Consider the following 18243-nt stretch of genomic DNA (forward strand, 5'->3'; position numbering starts at 1 on the left):
TTCGTCAGTGCGGTTTCGTCACACCTGGGTGAACCTCCACTGCTGGTTGCTCGCGCCTTGGCAGGTCCACTGCAGGACCCGGGCGCCGTCCGCCGTGGAGGACCCGTTGACGTCCAGGCAGAGGTTGCTCTGCACGTTGCGTACCCTGTAGACCCCGGACGTCGTCGTGGCCGTGGCGGTGAACTTCTGCTGGTTGCTGTTGTTGCAGGTGGCCTGCTGGAGGAAGGCGCCCGCCGCGGTGGAGCCGCCGATCACCTCGGCGCACTTGCCGCTGTGCACCGCCTTGAGGTAGACCGCGCCACTGCCGGCGTCCACGGCCTGCCACTTCTGGTTGTTGCCCCCGGTGGCCGCCCACTGGTTGATCTGGGCGCCGTCGGCGGTGGAGACACCGCTGACGTCCATCAGCTTGCCGCTGTGCTGCGCGGTGAGCGTCCAGGTCTTGCCCGCCACGCCGGTGCCCGTGCCGGTGCCGGGAACGCCGACCCCTGCCCCGCCGAAGGTGTGCGAGTCGAGGTCGAACCAGTTGTTCGTGCTGCCCTTGAACACCATGTACAGCGTCTGCGTCCCCGCGAGGGCGGCGACACTCACCGGCGCCGTGGACTGGTAGTTGTCCCAGCCGCCGGTGCTCGGCACGGGTGTCGTGGCCAGCAGCGTTCCGGTGGGTGAACCGGCCCGCAGCTCGATCGTGCCGCCACCGGACGGCGACGACAGCCGGTAGCTGACCGTCGAGATGCCGGACAGGCTCATCGGGCTGAACGCGATCCAGTCGTTGTTGGAGATGTCACCGACGCGCTTGGTGCTCTCCGCCGCCGCCTGGTCGACGACCCGTACGCCGGACTGGCTGCTGAAGTACTCCGACTGCTTGTGCTTCGGCTGGAGGATCGCCTGCGCGGTGCCGGTGAGCGGAGCCACGCCACCCGCACCGCCGCTGTCGGTGTACCGCGCGTTCAACACGTAGAACAGGTTGGCGCCATCGGGGTGCCCGCCGAGCAGGTCGGTGGAGATGGTGCCCGAGCAACCCGGGTACTCAGTGGTCTCGTGCGCGTGGTCGTCGTGCCCCAGCGCCGGGTTGAGGAACACCTTCGAGCAGTCGACCGTCCCGCCGTCCGGATCGGTCACGCTGATCTGGTACGGCACCTTGTCACCGAAGGTGAGCATCCCGCCATTGGTCGGGGTGGTGATGGTGACCACCGGCGCGCTGTTGCCGACGGTGATCTGGACGTTGGCGAAGCCTGTCTTACCCGTGTTGTCGGTGACCTTCAACTGCGCCGTGTAGTTGCCGTTGGAGGTGTAGACGTGCGACGGGTTGGCGGCGGTGGAGGTGGTGCCGTCGCCGAACGTCCACTGGTAACTCAGCGTGTTGCCCGGGTCCGGGTCGGCGGTGCCCGCGCTGCTGAACTGGACGGTGAGCGGCGCGCTGCCGCTGGTCGGGGTGCCGGTGGCCTTGACGATCGGCGACCGGCCGCCCTGGATGTAGTCGATCCGGTAGAGCCCGGAGTCGCTGTTGCCGCCACCGAAGTTGGTGCCCCACTCCAGCAGGTAGAGCGAGCCGTCCTTGCCGAACTCCATGTCCATCGGCTTGTTGAAGCGCGTGTTGGGCAGGAACGGGTTGGTCCTGGTCACCGCCGTCGCGGAGTCGAAGTGCACCTCCTTGATGAAGCTGCGGGACCACTCGTAGAAGAAGTGCACACCGTCGTAGTACGGCGGGAACTTGGTAGCGGACGGGTTCGCCGGGTCGTACCGGTAGACCGGCCCGCCCATCGGCGCGGAGCCGCCGGAGCCCAGCTCCGGGAAGGTCGGCGAGGTGCCGTACCCGTACCAGATGTTCGGCGCGACGATCGGCTTGAGGCTGGTCAGACCTGTGTTGTTGGGCGAGTTGTTGACCGGCGCGTTGCAGTTGAACTTCGCGCCGACGACGCCCGTGTCCGGGTTGTACGGCGCGTAGGGCTGGTTGTCACCGTGGCAGAACGGCCAGCCGTAGTTGCCGGCCGACTTGATCACGTTGAGTTCGACGAGCCCCTCGGGCCCGCGGTTGGTGGTGGGCGGGTTCCGGTCCGGCCCGTAGTCGGCCAGGTAGACCCAGCCGTTGGCCGGGTCGATCGAGAACCGGAACGGGTTGCGGAAGCCCATCGCGTAGATCTCCGGCCGGGTCTGCGCCGTACCCTGGGGGTAGAGGTTTCCGGTCGGGATGGTGTAGCCGCCGCTGGCCGAGGGCTTGACGCGCAGCAGCTTGCCGCGCAGGTCGTTGGTGTTGCCGGCGCTGCGGGCGGCGTCGAGGTTGGACTTGCCCGAGCGCCAGTCCAGCGGTGCGTAGCCCTGCCAGTTGGGGTCGAGGTTCGGCGGCGTGTCGTCTCCGGTGGCGATGTAGAGGTTGCCGTCCGGCCCGAAGTCGATGTACCCACCGGTGTGGCCGGGCTCGGGGAACGTGCGGTCGCGGTAGGCGGGGATGTCGATGATCCGGGCCTCGCTGGACAGGTTGAGCGTGTCACCGGTGAGCGTGTAGCGCGATACGCGGTTGACGTCGGTGGTGCTGCTCGCCGGCGAGTGGTACAGGTACACGTACCCGTTGCTGGCGAAGTTCGGATCCAACGCCATGCCGGTCAGGCCGTCCTCACCTCCGGTGTAGACGCTGAGCGTGGCGGCGGTGATGGTGCTGTTTGTCGAGGGCTTGAAGATCTTGACCTGTCCGCCGCGCTGGACGTAGATGACACGTCCGTCAGGTGCCACGGCCAGCGCCATCGGGTCGACTGTGTTGTCGTCGAGGGTCCTCTTCTCGAAGTTGCCCCACACCGTGCCACCGCAGTCGCCGGGGACGTTCCCGGCGGCCCACTTGACACCACCGAGGACGTGGTTGCGGAAGTTCGTCTCGCTGTACGAGTCGATGGCGTGGCCCATCGCGGTCGCCCACACGCGACCGCCGCTGACGTTGCGGCACCAGGAGATCGGGTGGTCCGGGCCCATGGCCCGGGACCCCGGGTTGTACGTCCGCTCGTCGGCGGTCACCAGGACGTGGACGTTGCCGCGCGGGTTGCTGTCGAAGTTGTACCACTCCTCGCTGCGGTTCCAGCGGTCCGGCAGGCCCGCCGTCGACGGGTGCTGCTTGTCGGCGACGATGGCGGTGCCGGGCAGCACGCCGGGGGAGTGCTCGGGCATGTGGGCGCCACCGTTGACGGTCTGGTCCCACCACGGGTACTCCGATTCGATGCCCATGTCGGTGGCGTTGTGGACGCCGACGATGCCTTTGCCGCTGGCCAGGTAGCCCTCGACGGCCTGGCGCTGGGCGGCGGAGGTCCAGACCATGCCGGAGGTCTGGAACATGATGATGACGTCGAAGGTCGCGAGGTTGGCCGGGGTGAAGACGCTGGAGTCCTCGGTCTGCACCAGCTCGAAGTTGTTGGCCGCGGCCTGCTGCTGGAACATGGAGATCCCGGCGGGGATCGAGTCGTGCCGGTAGCCGACGGTCTTGGTGAACAGCAGGGCGCGGAAGGCCGGGGCCGCCGAGGCGGGTGGCGCGAGGCCGAGCGCCAGTAACAAACCGGCGATCATCGCGATGAGCAGTGTGTTGCGACGCATGGGCGTCTCCTAGGTCGGACGGGTAACTGCGATAGCGGCCATGGGCCCCGCGCCGCGCCAGGTTGTGCCTGGACGCGCGCGAGGGCACGACTGTGGTGGTCGGTCCCTCGTGCCGTTCGCCGAAGACGGCAGTCAGAACCGGGGGACGTCACCCAGCGTGATGAAGCTCGCGGGTTTCGTCTGATGATTCACGGGGTCAGGATGAGCCAGCAATAGGTAGCTGTCAATTGATGAACGTCGCCGCCATCCTGCCCAGTGGACGGCGAGCGAGATCGACCCGCTGGCGGAGAGGCCGCCGACGGCTCTACTGTGGCCCCGTCAATCAGCCCCGGTCGAGGATTGCGGACCCCTATCCAAACATCTATCTTCATACGTGTGATGTTTCGGCGATGTCAAGGGGATGTTCGTACCGCAAGAACGTAAGTATCCGTCGATGTCTACGAAAGTTCGATGTTCAGGTCCTTGACGTGACCGTAGGGTCACATCGAATCCTGTTGATGACTACTGTCTGCGAGGGCTTTCGGGATGTCAGACCCACGGCCGGCGCCGCTGCTCACCCTCAGGGGCATCGGCAAGTCCTTCCTCGGTGTACGCGTGCTCGACGGTGTCGACCTCGACGTCGCGCCGGGCGAGGTCCACGCCGTCGTCGGGGAGAACGGCGCCGGGAAGTCCACCCTCATGAAGATCGTGTCGGGCGGGTACGCCCCCGACGGGGGGACCGTGGAACTCGACGGCGAGCCACGTGTGTTCCGTGGACCGCGCGACGCCCAGCGGGCCGGCATCGGGATCATCCACCAGGAGTTCAACCTGCTGCCGGAGCGCACCGTGGCGGAGAACGTCTACCTGGGACACGAGCCGGTCCGCCGCGGGTTGGTCGACCGCCGGGAGATGCTCGACCGCACCTCTCGGCTACTCGCCTCGATCGGGGAGACCGCCCTGCCGGCCGACGCCCGGGTGGGACGTCTCGGGGTCGCGCAGCAGCAGGTCGTCGAGATCGCCAAGGCGCTCGCCCTGGACGCGCGCCTGCTCATCATGGACGAACCCACAGCGGCGTTGGCCGACCACGAGGTCGAGCTGCTCTACGGGCTGGTGCGCCGGCTCCAGGAGCGGGGGATCGGCCTGCTGTACGTCTCGCACCGGCTCACCGAGGTCTTCGACCTGTCCACCCGGATCACGGTCCTCAAGGACGGCCGCCGCGTCACCACTGTGGACACCGTCGCGACCACCGCCGACGAGCTGGTGCGGCACATGGTCGGCCGGGAGCTGTCCAGCTACTACCCCGACCGGGCCGCGCCCGACGACATCGGCCCGGTACGGCTCAGCGTCCGCGACGCGGGGAACCGGAAGCTGCGCGACGTCGGCCTCCAGCTGCGCGCCGGCGAGGTGCTCGGCATCGGCGGCCTCCAGGGCTCCGGACGCTCGGCGCTGGCCCGCGCGCTCTTCGGCGTCTCCCCGTTCACGACCGGCGACGTCACGCTCGACGGCCTACCGGTCCGGCTCCGCTCTCCGCGCACCGCGATGCGGGCCGGCATCGCCTACGTCACCGAGGATCGCAAGGGCGAGGGGATCGTGCCCCGGCAGTCGGTGCTCGACAACGCGCTGCTCGCCAGCCGGGCTGTCTTCGCGGCCCGGTCCGGTCACGCCGCCCGCACCGCACGGGTACGGGACCTGCTCGCCGCCGTGGAGATCCGCGGCGCAGGTGACGACCAGGAGATCCGCTTCCTCTCCGGCGGCAACCAGCAGAAGGTCGTCCTGGCCCGGTGGCTCGCGCTCAACCCACGGATCCTGCTCTTCGACGAACCGACCCGCGGCATCGACGTGGGAGCGAAGTCGGCCATCCACGACCTCGTCCGCCGTCTGGCCCGAGACGGCGCGGCCGTGCTGATGATCTCGTCCGATCTTCCCGAGCTGCTGGGGATGAGCGACCGCATCGTCGTCATGCGCGACGGCCGGATCGCCGGCGAACTGCCCGCCGGCGCGAGCGAGGAGGACGTCATGGCCCTGGCCGTCGGCACCGTACGCGAGGCCGCCGCATGAGTGCCCTGTCGCTGCTGCCGGCCCGACGCCCCGTGCCGGGCGTGTTCGTGGCCCTGACCCTCACTCTCGCCATCGGCTGGCTGGTCGTCCTCGTCGACGGTGGTCAACTGTTCAACCAGTCCACGACGGTGAGCCTCCTGCACGTCGCCGCCGGCCTCGGGCTCGTCGCCGTGGGTCAGACCCTTGTCATCCTCGGCGGTTCGCTCGACCTCTCCGTGGCGTACGTGATCAGCCTCAGCACCCTTGTCGCGGCCGAGACGATGAACGGCAGCGACGGCGCGCTGCTGCCGGCGATTCTCCTGGCGCTCGGGGTCAGCGCGGCTGTGGGGCTGCTCAACGGGCTTCTGGTCACGAAATTCCGGGTCAACGCGTTCATCGCCACCCTCGGCGTCGGGCTGCTGCTCAAGGGTTACCTCGACAGCGGCTACGACGGCCCTGCCGGCACCACCTCGCCCACGCTGGTGCAGACCCTCGGCTACCAGCGGATCGGTCCGGTGCCGTTGTCGTTCCTGCTGCTGGTCGCCGTGACCGGGGCGGCCTGGTTCGCGCTCTCGCGGACCCGCTTCGGCCACCACCTGGTCGCGGTCGGCGGTGACCCGGAGGTCGCCCGGCTCTCCGGCGTCCGCAACGACCGGGTTCTCGTCGCCGCCCACGTGCTGTGCTCGCTGTGTGCCGGGCTCGCCGGGATCTACCTCGCCAGTCGGCTCGGCTCGGGCGCCCCGCGGGTGGGCACCGAGGGCCTGTACGACCTGGAGTCGATAGCCGCTGTGGTGATCGGCGGCACCGCCCTCGCCGGTGGGCGCGGCGGTGTCGTCGGCACCGTCGGAGGCGTGCTGCTGCTCGCCAGCATCGACGCCATCTTCAACCAGCTCGAGGTCGACGCCTTCTTCAAGCAGGTGATCCGGGGCGCCATCATCATCGCCGCGGTCGCCGTCTACGCCCGCCGAGCCATGCGAAAGGCGGCCTAGCCATGCAGACCGTCCAGCCCCGTACGCTGCCGCTGCGGGTGCTCCGGCTCCGGCCCGGTGGTGTCCTGCCGATCCTCGCGATCCTCGCGGTGCTGCTGGTGCTCGTCGGCATCCGGCAGCCCGACTTCCTGGCCCCGTCGTCGCTGATGTCGTTCCTCGGTCGGTCAGCGCCGATCATCCTGCTCGCTGCCGGCCAGTACTTCGTGATCGTCTCCGGCGAGTTCGACCTCTCCGTCGGCTCGCTGGTCACCGCACAGGTGGTCGTGGCCGCCCGGCTGATCGACGGCGATCCGGCGCGTACCTGGCCGGTGGTCCTGCTGCTGCTCGCCTTCGGGGCGGTGGTCGGGCTGGTCAACGGCCTGATCACGACGCGACTGCGGGTGCCGTCGTTCATCACCACACTCGGCATGTTCCTGATCCTCGTCGGCGCCGTCTACCTGTGGTCCGACGGTGCGCCGAAGGGCCAGCTCTCCGAGGAGTTCCGGCGCTTCGGCAGGCGTGCCGTCGAGGACGTGCCGGTGCTCGGCCGCCTGCCGTACGCCCTGCTGGTCCTGCTGGTCCTCGCGGCCCTCGCCGTGCTGCTCATGCGGTCCGACTTCGGCCGGACGCTCGTCGCCGTCGGCGACAACCCGCGCACCGCCGAGCTGAGCGGAGTACGCGTCTGGCGTACCCGGACCATCGCCTTCATCCTCAGCGGGCTCGCGGCGGCCGTGGCGGCGATCCTCCTGGGTGGCTACAGCGGCGTCTCGTTCCAGGCCGGCGCGGGCCTGGAGTTCGGCGCGATCACCGCGGTCGTCCTCGGCGGTGTGGCCCTGGGTGGGGGTCGCGGCTCCGTCGTCGGCGCGATGCTCGGCGCGCTGACCCTCGAACTGCTGTTCGCCCTCATGAATTTCTACGGCGTCTCCGGCGCCCTCAGGTCGACCGTCCAGGGCGCGATCATCCTGCTCGCCGTGGCGGTCTCGGCAACCCGTTCTTCGTCGAGATAAGGGGAAACCATAGTGCGACGTTCCATGGCGGCTCTGGCCGCCGTCACCCTGCTGTCCCTCGCGGCGTGCGCCACGGACGAGCCGGCGGCGGGCCCCTCGGGCAGCGCCTCCGCCGCCGCCGGGTCGGGCACCGGGGACCAGTCGAAGTTCTTCGTGCAGGCCGACTACGACGCCGAGCTCGCGTTGCTCGACGCGGCCCCGACCGGCCCGGCCGACAAGCCGTGGGAGCAGGTGCTCAACCCGACGATGGTGGACACCGCCAAGTTCAAGAAGAACGGCCCGCACAAGATCTGCTTCTCGAACGCGGCGCTCAACAACCCGTGGCGGCAGGTCGGGTTCAAGACCATGCAGGCCGAGGTCGAGGCGCAGAAGAGTCGCATCAAGGAGTTCGTGCACGTCGACGCCGAAGGCAAGGACCAGAAGCAGATCGCGGACATCAACGACCTGCTCGGCAAGGGCTGCGACGCGCTCATCGTCTCGCCGAACACCACCGCCACCCTCACCCCTGCCGTCGAGGCGGCCTGCCAGGCGGGGCTGCCGGTCGTCGTCTTCGACCGTGGTGTCAACACGAAGTGCCCCGTGACGTTCATCAACCCGATCGGCGGCTACGGCTTCGGTCACGTCGGGGCCGAGTTCGTCAGCCAGAAGATGAAGCCCGGCGGCAAGGTCCTGGCCCTGCGGATCCTGCCCGGTGTCGACGTCCTGGAGACCCGCTGGTCGGCGGCGAAGGTGGCGTTCGACAAGGCGAAGGTCGACGTCGTCGGCGTCGAGTTCACCGACGGCGACCCCGCCAAGACCAAGAAGATCGTCGACGACTACATCCAGCGGTACGGCACCATCGACGGCATCTGGATGGACGCCGGAGCCGTCGCCGTCGCCGCCGTCGAGGCGTTCCAGGACGCGGGCAAGCCCGTTCCGCCGATCAACGGCGAGGACCAGCTCGACTTCCTGAAGATCTGGAAGGACAAGAAACTCACCGCCATCGCGCCTACCTACCCGACCTACCAGTGGCGTACGCCGATCATCGCCGCGCTGCGGATCCTCGACGGCGAGCAGGTCTCCAACCCCTGGAAGCTGCCCCAGCCGACCATCACCCAGGACAACCTGGACCGGTACCTCGACCCGAACATGCCACCGCTGCACTACGCGATGTGCGGCTGCACCGACCTGCCCGGTTACCCGCAGCGCTGGAAGTAGGTTCCGGTGTACGCCATCGGCGTCAACCCCTGGGTGTGGGCCTCGCCTGTCGACGACGAGGCCCTCGCCGAGCTGATTCCCCGGATCGCGTCGTTCGGCTTCGACGCGGTCGAGCTGCCGATCGAGCAGCCCGGGGACTGGGATCCGATCCGTACCCGGGACCTGCTGGCCACGCACGGTCTCGTCGCGGCCGGGGTCTGCGCGGTCACCCCGCCGGGTCGGGACCTGGTGGACGCCACCCCGGCCGTCGTCGAGTCGACAGTCGCGTACCTCATGGGGTGTGTGGCGAGCGCGGCGGCCGTCGGGGCGCCGTGCGTCGGCGGTCCCGTGTACGCATCGGTCGGCCGCACCTGGCGGATGTCGCCAGCGGCTCGCGCGGCCTGCTACGCGGACTTCCGGCGAGCCCTGGCGCCGGTCGCCGAGCAAGCCGGCGAGCTGGGCGTGAGCATCGGTGTCGAGGCGTTGAACCGCTACGAGACGAGCGTCGTCAACACCGTCGAACAGGCCCTCGACCTGATCGACGGACTGCCACCGAACGTCGGCCTCATGATCGATACGTACCACATGAACATCGAGGAGTCCGATCCCTACGCGGCCCTCGCCGTCGCCGGCGGGCACATCAAGCACGTCCAGGTCAGCGGCACCGACCGCGGTGCTCCCGGCACCGACCACTTCGACTGGCCCCGCTTCTTCACCTTCCTGTGCAACACCGGCTACCGGGGCGCCGTCTGCATCGAGTCGTTCACGGCGGAGAACGAGACCATCGCCACCGCCGCGTCGATCTGGCGACCGTTGGCACCCTCGCAGGACCGTCTCGCCACCGACGGTCTGCGCTACCTGCGGGAGGTGCTCGCCTGATCCGCCGCCGTGCTCGGAACCCGCGCCGTCCAGACGCCGCGCCCCTCTCACGTCAGGAGAACCCTCCCGTGCCCGTCCCGTCCATCGCAACGCCACGCCGGTTGCTGGCCGGCGCGGCCGCGACAGCGTTGACCGCGCTGGTCGCGGTGACCGCCTCGGCGTCCCCGGCCCAGGCGGCCACCACCACCCTCTACGCGTCACCCGCCGGCACCGGCACCACCTGCTCGGCCAGCCAGCCGTGTTCGCTGTCCGCCGCGCAGACCGCGGTACGGGCGGTCAACAGCGCGATGTCCGGCGACATCGGGGTGGAGTTGGCGAACGGCGCGTACCGACTCTCGTCGCCGCTGCGGTTCACCGCTGCCGACTCGGGCACCAACGGCTACCAGGTGATCTGGCGGGCGGCCTCCGGCGCACGTCCGACCATCACCGGCGCCCGGGCCGTCACCGGCTGGTCGCTCGTCGACTCCGGGAAGAACATCTGGCGGGCCAACGTTCCCGCCGGGCTCGACAGCCGTCAGCTCTACGTCAACGGGGCAGTCGCCACGCGGGCGCGCACCGCCGTGAACCGGTCCGACTTCACCTTCACCACGAGCGGCATGCGGTTCAGCGCCAGCGCGCTCAGCTACCTCAACAGCCTGGGCAACCAGAACCGCGTCGAGGTGGAGAGCGTCGGCTCGTTCACCGACCGGTACTCGCCTGTGCAGAGCATCAGCGGGAACGTCCTCACCATGCAGCAGCCCGCGTGGAACAACAACACGTTCGGCTTCGACACGCTCTCCAGCCCGCACCGGGCCGGGCCGTTCTACCTGACCAACGCGTACGAGTTCCTGGACTCGCCGGGGGAGTGGTATCTGAACCCGGGCAACGGCCAGCTCAACTACATCCCGCTCGCGGGGCAGAACATGAGCACCGTCGGCGTCGAGCTGCCGCAGTTGCAGTCCCTGGTCGCCATCGGCGGCACCTACGACGCGCCGGCGCACCACATCTCGTTCAGCGGCATCACCTTCACCGGCACCAGCTGGCTCGGCCCGAGCAGCAGCAACGGCTTCGCCGACCAGCAGACCGGCGCCCACATCACCGGCACCTGGTCCCGCCCGTCCGACGCACTGACGTCCTGCCAGGCCGGCTGCCCGCAGTTCGAGGCCACCCGGCCGAACTGGAACCAGATGCCCGCCGCCGTGCAGGTCTCCGCCGCCAACACCATCACCTTCGGCGACTCCCAGTTCGTCAACCTGGGGCAGACGGCCATCGGGATCGGTAACGACGCCAACGCCCACGCCAGCGGTGTCGGCCTGGGGGCCAGCAACATCACCGTCACCCGCTCCGAGATCGCCCGCAACTCGGCCGGCGGCATCGTCGTCGGCGGCGTGCGTGCCGACGCCCACCACCCCAGCGACCAGCGGATGGTCAACCGCAACATCACCATCAGCAACAACCGGGTGCACGATCTCGGGCTGGAGTACCGGGGCGTGGTCTCGATCCTGACCACCTACGTGAACACCGCGCTGGTCTCGCACAACGAGGTCTACAACATGCCGTACACCGGCCTGTCGGTCGGCTACGGCTGGGGCGCGAACGACGCGGGCGGCAGCCAGCACTACGCGAACCGGGGCCTCTACAACTACCAGCCCCGCTACACGACGGCCACCACCGCGGCAAACAACCAGGTGATCGGCAACTACGTGCACGACGTCATGCAGCAGATGACCGACGGCGGGTGCATCTACACGCTCTCGGCGAACCCGGGCGGGACGATCAACGAGAACCACTGCCTGCGTACGAACGGCTGGTTCGGGCTCTACTTCGACGAGGGCTCCCGCTACTACACCGCCCGCAACAACGTGTTCTCCTCCACCGGCACCTGGGCCACCGCCAACTACTGGTACGCGGAGAACATGGGCAACTTCACCGTCACCAACAACTGGGCGACGAACAACAGCACGAACGTGACCAACGGCGACCGCGGCAACGTGGTCAACGGCAACGTGACGGTCAGCAACGGCAGCTGGCCGGCCGGCGCGCAGACGGTGATCAACGCGGCTGGTGTGCAGAGCGGGGGCAGCACCAACCCGCAGAACGTACAGCTCGTGGGCGTCCAGTCGGGTCGCTGTGCCGAGATCGGCGGGTCCAGCACGACGAACGGCACGCAGGCCCAGATCTGGGACTGCATCAGTGGCGCCACCAACCAGCGGTGGACCGCCACCGCCAGCCGGCAGCTCGTGGTCTACGGCACCAAGTGCCTGGACGCCTCCGGCCAGGGCACCAGCAACGGCACCGCTGTGGTCATCTGGGACTGCAACGGCCAGGCCAACCAGCAGTGGACCATCAACGCCAACGGCACGATCACCGGGGTGCAGTCGGGCCTGTGTCTGGACGCGAACGGCGCCGGGACGGCGAACGGCACCAAACTGATCCTCTGGTCCTGCAACGGCGGCGCGAACCAGCAGTGGCAGCTGCGCAGCTGAGGTAGGAGCCGGAGACCGGCAGGTCCGGGCTCGGGGGGCGCACCCCGGCCCGGACCTGTCCGGTTAGCGCCCGCCGTTCGCCCGCGTCGGTTCCACGACCAGCCCGGTCGAGGCCCGGTACCGCACGGAAACGGGGTCGGTGAGCCCTCCGGCGGCGATGGTGGTGACCGCGCGTACGTCGACCCCAGGCATGGCGGTCCGCGCCCACGTCCTCGCGCACGAGCGTCTCGGCGCTCAGTAGGACCACGGCGGCGAGAGCGGCGCCGCCCACGATGGCGGGGCCGCTGTACGGAGGTGCTGCGTCAGGTGCTCAACGGGCCCTCTTCGTCGGCCGCTTACGCGGCGGCGTCAACAGGTCGGCGATCGCCCCGATCGCGGACGGCACCAGACTGTAGTACGCCCAGACGCCGCGCTTGTCACGCTCGAGCAGGCCGGCCTCGGTGAGGATCCGGAGGTGATGGCTCACGGTCGGCTGGGAGAGGCCCAGCGGCGCGGTGAGGTCACTCACCGACGCTTCGCCCTCCGGAGCGGACTGGATCAGGCTGAGAAGTCGCAGCCGAGCCGGGTCGGCGAGTGCCTTGAGCACCCCCGCCAGTCGCTCGGCGTCGACGCGCTTGATCGGCTCGCCGACCAGCGGCGAGATAGCAGGCATATCGGTTTTCGCAGCTCCCACGTATCCCATCGTCCCACCAACACCAGGGATAGACGGGTGGAACCGCCACGAGTACCTCGAAGGCGTCATCAGGTGGTGTCCACGTCGGCCACCGGACGCGCACGGGCGACGCACTCGTCGTCACGTATCGGATCGCGAGACCTGTAGCATGCGGCGGACGACGGGCGGCGGCCGGAGCGCGTTCCGGCACGACTCGCCGCGACCGTGCCGAACCCGGCGGTCGCGGCGCCGGTGCGGCCGGGGGTCGCAGTGAGAGAGGAACCTGCTCGGCGTGTTCCAGGAACCGGACCGGAGTCAGATGACCGGCGGAGAGCCACTCAACGGGACGCGCCGCGGCGCGTCGGACACCCCCACACCGGAGGCGTGGGACGCGGAACTCGCCCGGGCGGTACGGCGGGTCGCCGTGGTCCGTACGGGGTTCTACGTCGTCGTCCTGCTTGTCGCCCTCGGTGGCCAGGTGTCCGGGGCGATGGAACGGCTCGACATGCCCTGGTACGTCGCGCTCCCCGCCGTCGGCGCGCTGGAGCTGGGCGGTGTCGTGGTGCTGGCTAACGCCGACCTGCGGCGCCGGCTCGGCGAACAGGCGATCCTGTCCCGCGTGCTGTCGGCAGCCATCGCCGTCGCCGCCGTGGCCTTCAACTGGCTCGCGCACAGCAACCATCTCGAGGGCGGCTTCTACGCCGGCATGTCCCTGCTCGGCTATCTGGTCTGGCTGATGAATACCGGGAACCAGCGGCGGGACCGGCTGCGCGCCAAGCGGCAGCTGCCGCCCACGACGCCGGCGTACGAGCCGGTCGGGCACTGGTTGCGGCACCCGTGGCTGACCCGCCGTGCCCGCTCGCTGGCCAAGGCCGACCCGGGCCTCGGGCTGTACGCGTCGCTCGACGCGGCCCGTGCGCAGATCCGCGCGGAACGGCGGCAGGCCGCGCTCAGCAAGGTGCTGCACCGCAAGATCACCCGAGCGTTGGACGCCACCACAGCCGACATCGCCGTGGCGGTGTACGACCTCGACGAGATCGCCAGGCGGCTGGCCGAGCACGCGGACTACGACGGGCTGACGGCGCTGATCGCCGCCGATCTGGCACCCGCGCGGGTGCTGGCCGGAAACCTGCCGACGAACCGCCGCCGGCGACTGTGGCGTCGCTCGGCCCAACCGGACCCGGTCGCGCTGGCGTCGGCCGTGCGGCTGCTCGCCGACGCCCCGGAGCGGTTGCTCCCCGCCGTCCCCGAGCCGGTCGTGGTCGCGGCCCCCGAGCCCGTCACGCCCCCGGTCGACGCCGACCGGGACGGGCCGCCGGCTGACCTGTTCGAGCGTCCCACGACCATCGAGCGGGTCGGCGACGGCGCCGATCGACCGACGGCACGGCGCTCCCGGGCGACACCGGACCGTGGCGGCCAGCCGGCGACCCGATCGGAGAACCCGGACCGGGCCGCCTCGACCGGCGATCAGCCCGATCCGCCCCGCGCCTCGGACTGGGCCGCGCTGCACGCGGAACTCGCCCCGCTCCTGCCGGCCGCCGCGCCGCGCCGAACGACGCGCAACACGCCGGACCGATCGGACGCCAGCCGGCCGGAGGTGCCGCCCACCACGGACGCGGGGGTGGCCGAGGCAGCGCCCGCCGCCACAGCGCCGGCTGCGGCGAACCGTAGCGCCACACCGACGGCGCGAACCGCGACCGGACGGGCCCGGGTGGCCCGCGTCGTCGACCCGGTGGGGGAGCCGGGACCGCTCGCCGCACACACCCGGGAGCTGCCCCTGGTGGTCGGGCGGGACCTGCCGGACCTCGTGGACGCCGCGGCGAGCCGCGTCACGCCACCCACCGCGTCGTCCGACCCGGCGCAGGGTGCCACCGAGCAACGACCGGCGCCGCGACCCCGGCAGCGCCGGCGCGACGACGCGGATCCGCGACCGGCCTCGGAGACCCCTCGCCGCCGCGCGAGCACCCAGTCGGCCGAGGCCGGCCGAGCCTGACACGCGGTCGGCGCGAAGGCGGGCGGGTGTGAGCGGAGGACCCGAGGGGTAGGGACAACAGCCACGACGGCCGCTCCGGCGAGATGCTGCCAGACATCTGACGGGTGGTCGCCGGCCCGTGGCCCCGACCTGCCGGCGCACGCCGGCCGACAAGGACTTCCGCGATGACGCAGCCGAGTTTGGATCCGGCCGACGCGCTGGCCGAGTTGGGCCGGATCAGGCTTGACGAGACCAGCCTCGACGACATGTTGAGCCGCACCGCCGAGCTGGCCAGCCGGAGCGTTCCCGGTGCCAGGGAGGTGTCGGTGACGCTCGTACGTGGTCGGGCGGGTTGGACTGCGGCATTCACCGGTGACCTCGCGCGTGAACTGGACGAGTGGCAGTACGAGCAGAACCGGGGCCCGTGCCTGGACGCCTCCGCCAGCGGCGACACCATCTCGGTGCCGGACATGGTCGCCGAGCAGCGCTGGCCGACCTGGGCGGCCGTGGCCCGCACCGCGGGAGCCGGGAGTTCGCTGTCGATCGGTCTGCCGATCCAGCAGTCGGTGGTGGGTGCGCTGAACGTCTACGGTGCCGCACCGAACGCCTTCGACCCGTCGGCGATCGCCGTCGCGGAGGGCTTCGCCGCGTACGCGGCGGTGGCGCTGGCCAACGCGCACCTGTACGACAGCGCCGCCACGCTCGCCGAGCAGATGCGGGAGGCGATGCGGAACCGGGCGGTGATCGAGCAGGCGAAGGGGATCATCATGGGTGAGCGCCGGTGCTCGCCGGAGGAGGCGTTCGCGCTGCTGTCGAAGATCTCCCAGGACACCAACCGTAAGGTGCGAGACGTCGCTGAGGCGCTCGCCGCGAGGGCGGCGCGGGGCGCCCGGGTATGAGGGCGAGCCCGGACCAGCGATCCGATGACCTGTCGGAGGCGCTGCTCGCCCTCGCCAGCCTGCCCGACGACTCCGCGGCGCTGCCGGTGCACCTCGGCACGATCGTCCGGCTGAGCGCGTCCGTCAGTACGCGCATTGACGCGGGTGTGGTGACGGGCGAAGGGCCGACCGTGCGGGAGCACGGGCGGCCCTTCGCCGGATGGCCTCGGGTCAGCTGTCCGAGGGCCTGCGCACGGCGTCACGGACCCGGTCGATGACGGCGAGCGCCGGACCGACGGCCAGGTTGCCCGTCGCCGACTGGGTGCCGGGATGCGGCCGGGTCGGCGCGGTCTTCTCCGCCGCCCGGACGGCGGCGGCGAGGCTCCGCAGCCGCTCGGCCGGAACGTGCTGGCGTAGCAGGGGGAATTCGTAGCGTTCCTCGTAGCGGGCGTGGGTGAGGACCGCGTCGCGCAGCAGGATGATGCCTGTGTCGAAGCCGTCGGCGTCCACACCGCCCGCGATCAACGTCCGCAGTGTCTCCTTCGCCTGCCGCTCCTCCTCGAGCCGGTCGTCGACCATGGCGTCACCGCCACCGCCCGGCAGGCCACGCGAGAGCGGATGGATGACCTCCTCCTCGGCGGTCTCGTGCGCGGCGAGCAGCTTCACCAGGTCGTCGAAGGCCTCCCGGCGGGCGTCGCCGGTGCTGCCGATGACCAGCAGGAAGAGCTGCTCGACCTGAGCGTGCTGGGCGAGCAGGAGGTCCACCACGTCCTCCTCGGGACCCGGCGTGGCAGGGATGCCGGTCTCAGGCATGGCTGCCTCCCGTGGGACGCAGCGACTCGACCGGGTGCGGCCCCTCGGTCTCGATGCGGTACTCGTCGCCGAAGCGTTCCCGGTGCATGTCGATGACCTGCTCGCTGGGCGGCTTCTGGCCGTCGTGCAGCTGCTGCTGCATCCACTCGAAGCGCTCGTGGGCCTCCCGGACGTAACCCTCACCGAGCTTGTTCACGTCGATCTGGGTGGCCAGCAGGTGCCGCAGATAGTCCTTGTTGGGCTCGAACGTCAGCGGCTCCGGCAGTCCCGCGCTGCCGACGATCTCCTCGGGCTCCCGGCCGTCGTGTCGGCGCAGCAGGTCGGCGGCCTGCTGGAGGTGGGCCAGCTCCATCTGCAGGTGCAGCTCCCAGACCGCCTTGATCCGGCTGTCGCTCTCCTGCTCGAGGAACGAGTAGTAGAGCCAGCACTCGTTGTACTCGTGGGTGAGCAGCCGCTCCCACCAGTTCTCGCCCGGGTCCAGCAGCGACTCGTAGTGGGTGACGTGCTCCTGCTCGATCAGGCTGATCTCCTGGTAGAGCTGGCGTGCGATCGGCTCCATGTACTGCGGGCCGACGTTCATGTAGTAGAACATCACCTGCTGCTCCGCCGAGAGGATCGTCAGCGCGTGCAGCTTCGAACGCGGGTCCACCGAGTTGCGGTCGTACGGGGTGCGGACCTCGTCGAAGGGGTGCCGGTGCTCGACGATGGTCGGTCGCCCCGGCATGACCTCGGTGAGACCGTTGACAATCTTCTCCGCCTTGCGCCGTTCGACCATCTCGTAGAGGTTGGCGTAGCGGTACAGGTGGTCGAAGTCCTCGAGCACGCCGAACTCGTATGCCTGCTTCAGGTACGGGTCCGGCTCGTGCCGGGCCACCCAGGCGGTGAGGTCGACAGCCACCTGCTCGTAGCCGAGCGTCGTCTCCAGGACACTGGCGACACCGGGAAGCAGCCAGTTCACCACCCGCTGTTGCTGGCTCTCCACGTACCGGACGTAGGCGAGCTGCCGGCGGACCTCCTGGTCCGGACAGTTGCGGGCGAACTGGTGCTGGAAGTTGATCGCCTCGACCTCGATGCCGTTCATGGTGATGATCCGGCAGCGGGTGTAGGGGTCGACGGCCTCGGGGTCGATGGGCTCGACGTTCAGCTCGCGCCAGTTGCGGATCTGGCTCTCCAGTGGGATCCCCTTGTGATCCAGTGGATTGAACATGTCTCTCCTCTATCTGGGGGAATACGGGCGCTGTCCGGCCGCGCGGTTCGAGGACGGTCGCACCGCTGGGCGGCGGGCAAGCCGCAGGACGACGTCAGGGAGCGCGGCGCCGCGCGGAATGGGGGCGTCGTCGAGGGCCAGGTGACGCATCACCCCGGCCGCGCCGAGGACGCGGAGCACGAACGGTGAGGGGTCACGCAGCGTGAGCCGGGCTCCGGCCGAGGTGACGAGTTGGCTTGCCTGGAGCAGGGCGGTGATGCCGTGTGCGCCGAGGAAGCGGACCGCCGACAGGTCCACAGCGATCAGGGGTACGGGTGACTGGCACAGGAACTCCACCAGCTCGGTGAGCAGGTGGGAATTGCTCATGTCGATCTCACCGGCGACGGTGATCAAACTGGTGGAGTCGTCGCGGCTCCAGGCCAGGGACATGATCGGCGTGTGCAGGCCCGGTGGCAGCTGCCGGCGATCGGGGAATGGGTCTGTCACATGCTGTCTCCGCCCTCGACGAGGGTGGCCCACCCGCCGGGCGTGTGCCGAGGCAGGGGTGACCACTGGAGGGCGCATGTCTTGACCCGACAGTCACCCTACCCGCCGTCTCCGGAGGTGAAACAGCCGGTCGTCGGGGCGGCGTGTCGCC

At 69.9% G+C, this 18243-nt stretch carries 13 protein-coding genes; 8 read left to right on the plus strand and 5 right to left on the minus strand.

Annotated elements, in window-relative coordinates:
• Window positions 1–18: 18 nt before the first annotated feature.
• On the minus strand, window positions 19–3573 hold the full coding sequence (locus AB0N27_RS05325; protein WP_364363456.1) for a ThuA domain-containing protein: 3555 nt from the start codon (window positions 3571–3573) through the stop codon (window positions 19–21).
• Window positions 3574–4098: 525 nt separating this feature from the next.
• Here AB0N27_RS05325 and AB0N27_RS05330 point away from each other — a divergent pair.
• The 6 genes from AB0N27_RS05330 (at window position 4099) to AB0N27_RS05355 (ending at window position 12084) form a co-directional block, all read left to right on the plus strand.
• Entirely contained in the window at window positions 4099–5610 is a 1512-nt protein-coding gene (locus AB0N27_RS05330; protein ID WP_364363459.1) for a sugar ABC transporter ATP-binding protein, read from the plus strand.
• Window positions 5607–6578 carry an ABC transporter permease gene (locus AB0N27_RS05335; protein ID WP_364363462.1) on the plus strand — a complete coding sequence of 324 codons (972 nt, stop codon included), beginning with the start codon at window positions 5607–5609 and terminating at the stop codon, window positions 6576–6578. Before AB0N27_RS05330 ends, AB0N27_RS05335 begins: the two co-directional genes overlap by 4 nt.
• A 2-nt stretch (window positions 6579–6580) precedes the next feature.
• Window positions 6581–7564, plus strand: coding sequence for an ABC transporter permease (locus AB0N27_RS05340; protein ID WP_364363465.1), 984 nt, complete (start codon window positions 6581–6583; stop codon window positions 7562–7564).
• Window positions 7565–7588: 24 nt separating this feature from the next.
• Window positions 7589–8761 carry a substrate-binding domain-containing protein gene (locus AB0N27_RS05345; protein WP_364363468.1) on the plus strand — a complete coding sequence of 391 codons (1173 nt, stop codon included), beginning with the start codon at window positions 7589–7591 and terminating at the stop codon, window positions 8759–8761.
• 6 nt (window positions 8762–8767) lie between these two features.
• On the plus strand, window positions 8768–9619 hold the full coding sequence (locus AB0N27_RS05350; protein ID WP_364363471.1) for a sugar phosphate isomerase/epimerase family protein: 852 nt from the start codon (window positions 8768–8770) through the stop codon (window positions 9617–9619).
• A gap of 68 nt (window positions 9620–9687) precedes the next feature.
• The gene (locus tag AB0N27_RS05355; protein WP_364363474.1) at window positions 9688–12084 is read left to right on the plus strand and encodes a ricin-type beta-trefoil lectin domain protein; all 2397 of its coding nucleotides are present in this window, start codon (window positions 9688–9690) and stop codon (window positions 12082–12084) included.
• 310 nt (window positions 12085–12394) lie between these two features.
• On the opposite strand, the gene AB0N27_RS05360 is transcribed toward AB0N27_RS05355, so the two are convergent.
• The gene (locus AB0N27_RS05360) at window positions 12395–12766 is read right to left on the minus strand and encodes a metalloregulator ArsR/SmtB family transcription factor (protein ID WP_364363476.1); all 372 of its coding nucleotides are present in this window, start codon (window positions 12764–12766) and stop codon (window positions 12395–12397) included.
• A gap of 262 nt (window positions 12767–13028) precedes the next feature.
• Here AB0N27_RS05360 and AB0N27_RS05365 point away from each other — a divergent pair, with 262 nt between their 5' ends.
• Together AB0N27_RS05365 and AB0N27_RS05370 are read left to right on the plus strand one after the other, a co-directional pair.
• Window positions 13029–14729 (plus strand): hypothetical protein, encoded by a 1701-nt coding sequence (locus AB0N27_RS05365; RefSeq protein ID WP_364363479.1) that lies wholly within the window; start codon window positions 13029–13031, stop codon window positions 14727–14729.
• A gap of 164 nt (window positions 14730–14893) precedes the next feature.
• Window positions 14894–15607: a GAF and ANTAR domain-containing protein gene (locus AB0N27_RS05370; RefSeq protein WP_364363482.1), complete on the plus strand. Its 714-nt coding sequence runs from the start codon at window positions 14894–14896 to the stop codon at window positions 15605–15607.
• Window positions 15608–15817: 210 nt separating this feature from the next.
• Here AB0N27_RS05370 and AB0N27_RS05375 read toward each other — a convergent pair whose 3' ends face one another.
• Genes AB0N27_RS05375 through AB0N27_RS05385 form a run of 3 tightly spaced genes read right to left on the minus strand, consistent with a single transcriptional unit; the run spans window position 15818 to window position 18092 of the window.
• Window positions 15818–16399: a hemerythrin domain-containing protein gene (locus AB0N27_RS05375; protein WP_364363486.1), complete on the minus strand. Its 582-nt coding sequence runs from the start codon at window positions 16397–16399 to the stop codon at window positions 15818–15820.
• Window positions 16392–17606: a hypothetical protein gene (locus AB0N27_RS05380; RefSeq protein WP_364363489.1), complete on the minus strand. Its 1215-nt coding sequence runs from the start codon at window positions 17604–17606 to the stop codon at window positions 16392–16394. The genes AB0N27_RS05375 and AB0N27_RS05380 overlap by 8 nt, the downstream gene beginning before the upstream one ends.
• 9 nt (window positions 17607–17615) lie before the next feature.
• On the minus strand, window positions 17616–18092 hold the full coding sequence (locus AB0N27_RS05385) for an STAS domain-containing protein (RefSeq protein ID WP_364363492.1): 477 nt from the start codon (window positions 18090–18092) through the stop codon (window positions 17616–17618).
• Window positions 18093–18243: the final 151 nt, after the last annotated feature.

The sequence above is a fragment of the Micromonospora sp. NPDC093244 genome (genome assembly GCF_040683695.1).
In the GTDB taxonomy this organism is placed as follows: Bacteria; Actinomycetota; Actinomycetes; order Mycobacteriales; family Micromonosporaceae; genus Micromonospora.